General features: G+C 59.0%; 5 protein-coding genes. 1 reads left to right on the top strand and 4 read right to left on the bottom strand.

Annotated elements, in window-relative coordinates:
- Positions 1-164: 164 nt before the first annotated feature.
- From H7A81_RS25480 to fepD, 3 genes are read right to left on the bottom strand one after another with little or no spacing between them, the layout of a single operon-like run.
- Complete coding sequence (locus tag H7A81_RS25480; RefSeq protein WP_182059125.1) at positions 165-962, bottom strand: ATP-binding cassette domain-containing protein; 798 nt, start codon at positions 960-962, stop codon at positions 165-167.
- Positions 959-1,942 carry an iron-enterobactin ABC transporter permease gene (gene fepG, locus H7A81_RS25475; RefSeq protein WP_166936423.1) on the bottom strand — a complete coding sequence of 328 codons (984 nt, stop codon included), beginning with the start codon at positions 1,940-1,942 and terminating at the stop codon, positions 959-961. The genes H7A81_RS25480 and fepG overlap by 4 nt, the downstream gene beginning before the upstream one ends.
- Positions 1,939-2,928 carry a Fe(3+)-siderophore ABC transporter permease gene (fepD, locus tag H7A81_RS25470; protein WP_182059124.1) on the bottom strand — a complete coding sequence of 330 codons (990 nt, stop codon included), beginning with the start codon at positions 2,926-2,928 and terminating at the stop codon, positions 1,939-1,941. Before fepD ends, fepG begins: the two co-directional genes overlap by 4 nt.
- Positions 2,929-3,067: 139 nt before the next feature.
- Between fepD and entS the strand changes: the two genes are divergently transcribed.
- Complete coding sequence (gene entS, locus H7A81_RS25465) at positions 3,068-4,318, top strand: enterobactin transporter EntS (protein ID WP_182059123.1); 1,251 nt, start codon at positions 3,068-3,070, stop codon at positions 4,316-4,318.
- On the opposite strand, the gene fepB is transcribed toward entS, so the two are convergent.
- A partial coding sequence (gene fepB / locus H7A81_RS25460) for a Fe2+-enterobactin ABC transporter substrate-binding protein (RefSeq protein WP_182059122.1) occupies positions 4,313-5,192 on the bottom strand: 880 nt, incomplete at its 5' end. The two genes, entS and fepB, sit on opposite strands and share 6 nt — an antisense overlap.

The following is a 5,192-nucleotide window of genomic DNA, read 5'->3' as shown; positions in this document are numbered from 1 at the left end:
ACTGATCTGCCTTGTACAGGGGCAGGGATGAAGCCTCACTGCGATCAACCTGCCGGCCCTGTGCAGGGCGCTGCGTTAAGACCTCCCGACACGATGCTCCACTGTGGTGTGCCGGTCACAGCATTTAGATTCCCGCGATAACATGCTTTGTGCAGCCAGACCGCTTACTTTCCTCTTCCCAGCGGCACGATCATTGGCGTGTGCGCCACCGGATCTTCCACAATCACGCAGCGTAAACCGTACACCTGTTCAATCAACGCGGGTGTTACGATCTCTGCGGGCTTGCCTTCGGCCAAAATCTTGCCGTGACGCATGGCGATCAAATGGGTGGCATAACGGCAGGCGTGGTTGAGATCGTGCAACACCACCACCAGCGTGCGGCCATGCTGCTGATTCAACTCCTGCATCAGTTCCAGCAGTTCAATCTGATGGGTGATATCCAGCCAGGTGGTCGGCTCATCCAGCAATAACAGCGGCGTTTGCTGCGCCAGCACCATCGCAATCCATACGCGCTGACGCTGCCCGCCGGACAAGGTATCCACCGGTTGCTGCGCCAAATCCGCCACACCAGTTGCCCGCATTGCAGTCTGCACCGCCTCTTCATCCTCACTGCGCCAGCGGCCAAACAGCGGCTGGTGCGGATAGCGCCCACGTGCCACCAGCTCGGTAACGCTGATGCCCGCGGGTGCGTTAGAACTCTGCGGCAGCAGCCCAAGTTGACGCGCCACTTCCTTGGTCGGGTAACGCGCTATCGCTTCACCATCCAGATAAACCTCGCCTTTCAGCGGAGTATTAAGACGACTCAGGGTGCGCAGCAAAGTGGATTTACCGCAGGCGTTGGGGCCGATAATCACCGTCAGCTCGCCTTCCGGAATCGCCACCGACAGGTTTTCTGCCACCACTTTTTTGTCGTAGCCGAGCGTCAGGCCTTCGCCATACAGCCGTGAAGGGATATCGATCATTGGCGTCGCGCCTCCCGCACCAGTAACGCAATCAGATAAAGTCCACCGAGGCTGACGGTAATCACGCCAACCGGTAATTGATAAGGCAAGAACAAATGCTGCGCAGCAAAATCAGCCGCAATCAGCAACAGTGCGCCACACAGCGCCGCCAGCAGCAGCGCGCCTTTCTCGCCGCCGCCGAGTCGACGCGCGATTTGTGGTGCCAGCAGCGCCACAAAGGAGATCGGCCCTACCAACGCAGTAGATGCCGCCGTCAACACCACACCAATCAGCATCAGCAGCAGCCGACTGCGCTCCACCGGTACGCCGAGTGCACTGGCGGTATCATCGCCCATCTCCAGCAAACGCATCCGTCGTGTTAGCAACGCCATCAGCAGCAGCGACAGCAGCAACACGCCAATCACCGGCGGCGTTTTCGCCCAGGTGATGCCGTTAAGTGAACCGGCACTCCACAATCCGGCACTGAGCGCGGACTCTAGCGAAGCACTGATAATCAGCCAGGCATTCAGTGCCATCAGCAACGCGCGCACGCTGATACCAACAATAATCAGGCGGAAGGTTTCTACCCCGTTGCGCCAGGCAAACAGATACACCAATGCCGCCGTACCGATACCACCAACCAACGCTGCACCGGTCATGGCGGCGATGCCCTGATTGAACAGCACCAGTGCCACCAGCACGCCGCTGTAGGCACCGGTGTTGAAACCGAGAATATCCGGGCTGCCGAGCGGGTTGCGCAGCAGTGACTGGAAAATCGCGCCGCTGACGCCCAGTGCCGCACCAATCAGCAGCGCCATTAGCACACGCGGCAGTCGCCACTCTAAAACGATCAGCTTGACGTTGCTGGCACCGTGTCCCGCCAGCACCTGCCAAAACTGCTCAGCACCAATCGGCAATGCGCCTCGCGTCATCGCCAGATACGCCAGCAGTGCGCATCCGAGCAACAACCACGTGGTATGTAATCCAACCCGACGTGTCATAGTGCACCTCGCCCGAGTTTACGGCGCACCAGCACAATCAGTACCGGAGCCCCCAACATCGCCGTGACAATGGAGACGCGCAGTTCGCCCGCCACCAGCAGCCGTCCCAGAATATCCGCTGCCAGCAGCAGAATCGGGGTAATGATCGCCGTAGCGGGCAGCATCCAGCGGTGATCGTTGCCGACCATCCAGCGTGCAAAATGCGGCGTCATCAGTCCGATAAAAGCAATCGGCCCCACTGCCGCCGTCGCCGCACCACACAACAACGCAATCGCCACTAAACCAAGCAGTTGCGTGCGCGCCACCCGCGTGCCCAGCGCGGTCGCCATATCGCCGCCCATGCTTAAACTGTTCAACGCCTGCGACAAATAGAGTGCCACTCCGCTGCCGATTAGCACGGCCGGGAACAGGGTGCGCAATACAGTGAAATTGCGAATATCCAGCGAGCCGCTGTGCCAGAAACGCAGATGATCATAAATATCGGGATTGAGCAGTGACAGACCAGACGTCAGGCCATCCAGCACCGCGCCCAGCGCCACGCCCGCTAACGTCAGTCGCACCGGATTGACTCGCCCGCCGCCAATCGCCCCCGTCATTGCTACCAGCAATGACGCCAGCAGTGCACCGGCAAACGCGAAGCCGAGCCAATCGAGGGGAGAATCCGCGCCAAACAGCGCAATGCCGATCACCACCGCAAACCCGGCACCTGCGTTAACGCCGAGAATGCCCGGATCGGCCAGTGGATTGCGCGTCAGGCTTTGCATCAGTGCGCCTGCTAACCCAAGGGCGACACCCGCCAGCAATCCGGCCAGAGTGCGCGGCAGGCGTGCATCACGCACAATCACGCACTCAGCGTTGTTACAGCCTGAGGTAAGAGAATGATAAACATCGGAAATGGGTATCGATTTTGCCCCCAGCATCAAGCTGAGCGCGATGAGGAGCAAGAGCAGAATCCCTGAGCCTGCTAATGCACGGATCTGGCGCATCGTTCTAAACCTTCACTGTTCAACGTCGTCGCATGCGCAACGCAATTTGATAATGGTTATCGTTATTACTCGCGTTTGCCTATGTTACCATGACTCGCCTCGCGGACGATGAGGAAAATTGGTGCAAAAAGGCGAACAAATGAACAAATCTTCCCACTTTATCGATCTCTCCCTGCTGAAAACCCATGCGGCATTTCGCGCAGTATTTATTGCCCGATTCATCTCGATTGTCGCATTAGGCATGCTCGCCGTGGCGGTGCCGGTGCAGATTCAGCAGATGACGCACTCCCCGCTTTTGGTGGGATTGGCCGTCACCCTCGCCGCATCCGGTATGTTTATTGGCCTGCTGACCGGCGGGGTGTTAGCCGATCGCTACGAGCGTAAGAAACTGATTTTGCTTGCCCGATCCACCTGCGGCTTGGGCTTTATCGCGCTGGCGATTAACGCTGCGCTGCCGCAGCCTTCACTGATTGCGGTGTATCTGCTGGGATTCTGGGATGGCTTCTTTGGCGCGATTGGCGTCACGGCGCTGCTGGCGGCCACACCAGCGCTGGTGGGGCGCGAAAACATTATGCAGGCCGGCGCCATCACCATGCTGACGGTGCGTTTTGGCTCCATCCTCTCGCCAGCCATTGCCGGACTGGTCATTGCGCACGGCGGCGTGGTGTGGAACTACGGCTTAACCGCGTTTGGCACACTGATTACCGTACTGACGCTGCTGAAATTACCGCAACTCCCGCCGCCACCTCAGCCGCGTGAACATCCGCTGAAGTCGCTGGCCGCCGGGGTGCAGTTCCTGTTTGCCAGCCCGATTGTCGGCATGGTGGCGCTGATAGGTGCTCTGGTCACTCTGGCCAGCGCAATTCGCGTGCTCTACCCCGCTCTCGCACCACATTGGTCAGTGAGTGCTAACCAGCTTGGCATGCTCTACGCAGCCGTGCCGCTGGGTGCCGCCATCAGCGCGTTCACCAGCGGTAAACTGAAGCATGCAGCCCGACCGGGACAGCTGGTGCTGGGCAGTGCGGTGGCCGGATTTATCGCGCTGGGATTATTCAGTCTGATGCCCAATCTGCCGCTGGCGCTGCTGTGTCTGGTGGCGTTTGGTTATTTCAGTGCCATCAACAGTCTGGTGCAGTACGCGATGATTCAACTGCTGACGCCAGACCATCTGCTGGGCCGCATTAACGGCTTGTGGACCGCGCAAAATGTCACCGGAGATGCGATCGGTGCGGCGATGATTGGTGCCATGGGGTCATGGTTACTGCCGCCACAGGCTGCCGCCGCGTTTGGCTTTGCGGCAGCGCTGTTGGGGATTGTGATGTGGTGTGTAATGGACCGTTTACGTCGTTATGCGCCGCCAGCCCCTGAGCTGGCGGAGCAGGCATCATGATTTAACGAACAGTTTCTCCAGACGCGCCAGCAGATTGCTGGCGCTGTAGTAATCCAGACGGAACGAATCGACGCCAAGCGGGAATACCTGCTTATCCTTAACCGCCGCGTTTTGCGCGAGGAACGGATTGCCGATCACTGACTGTGTGGTTTTGTCATCAGCCGCAAACAGCAGGAAGGTTTTTCCCGTCAAACCGCTACCCACATTCTCACCTGACAGCTGAATGATGTCTTTACGCTGGCCCATGCTGTGGCCTTGCTGCACGCTGGCGGGTGGAACGGCGAGGGTAAAGCCAAGCTGCTCCAGCAGTTTGCCCTGCGCTGACTCCGTGGTCCACACGTTGACGGCACGCCCATCGCCGTTCCACACCATGGCAGACACGGGCTGCGGCGGTAAGGTGATGGCTTTTTTCAACGCTGCTTCACGATCGTCAAAAGCCTTCACCCGCTGTGCAGCCTGCGCTTCGTGACCGGTTGCCTGGCCCAGCAGCGTCACCACATCCTGCCAGCTCTTGTCGTCGTAATTCACCACCAGCGTCGGTGCGATGGCGGAAAGCTGGCTGGCGAGTTTAATCGCAGAATCATTACCTGTGGCGCTCACCAGAATCAGGTCTGGTGCTTCTGCGGCCACCGCTTCGGCACTCGGCTCGCCAATATAGAGACGTTTTACATAGCGCTGTTTTGCCACCTCACCCCATTGACGGAAAAAACCCTGATCGTCGGCCAGACGGCTGTTAGGAGCGGTCGCACCGGAGGCCACCACCGGTGCATCAATTGCCAGCAATGATCCAGTTAAGGTGACGCTGGTTGAAACAATACGCTGCGGAGCATTGTTTAAGGTAATTGAACCCTTTGCCCCCTGCACCGTGCGCGGC

The sequence above is a fragment of the Pantoea sp. ME81 genome (genome assembly GCF_903970985.1).
GTDB classification, from domain to species: Bacteria; Pseudomonadota; Gammaproteobacteria; order Enterobacterales; family Enterobacteriaceae; genus Pantoea; species Pantoea communis.
Note: the sequence above shows the minus strand (reverse complement) of the source record. Positions and strands in the feature narration are given on the sequence as shown.

What these genes read in the sequence shown, in the direction of transcription:
- fepD (WP_182059124.1), bottom strand. Translation starts at nt 2,928, where the DNA reads ATGCGCCAGATCCGTGCATTAGCAGGCTCAGGGATTCTGCTCTTGCTC.
- entS (WP_182059123.1), top strand. Translation starts at nt 3,068, where the DNA reads ATGAACAAATCTTCCCACTTTATCGATCTCTCCCTGCTGAAAACCCAT.
- fepG (WP_166936423.1), bottom strand. Translation starts at nt 1,942, where the DNA reads ATGACACGTCGGGTTGGATTACATACCACGTGGTTGTTGCTCGGATGC.
- H7A81_RS25480 (WP_182059125.1), bottom strand. Translation starts at nt 962, where the DNA reads ATGATCGATATCCCTTCACGGCTGTATGGCGAAGGCCTGACGCTCGGC.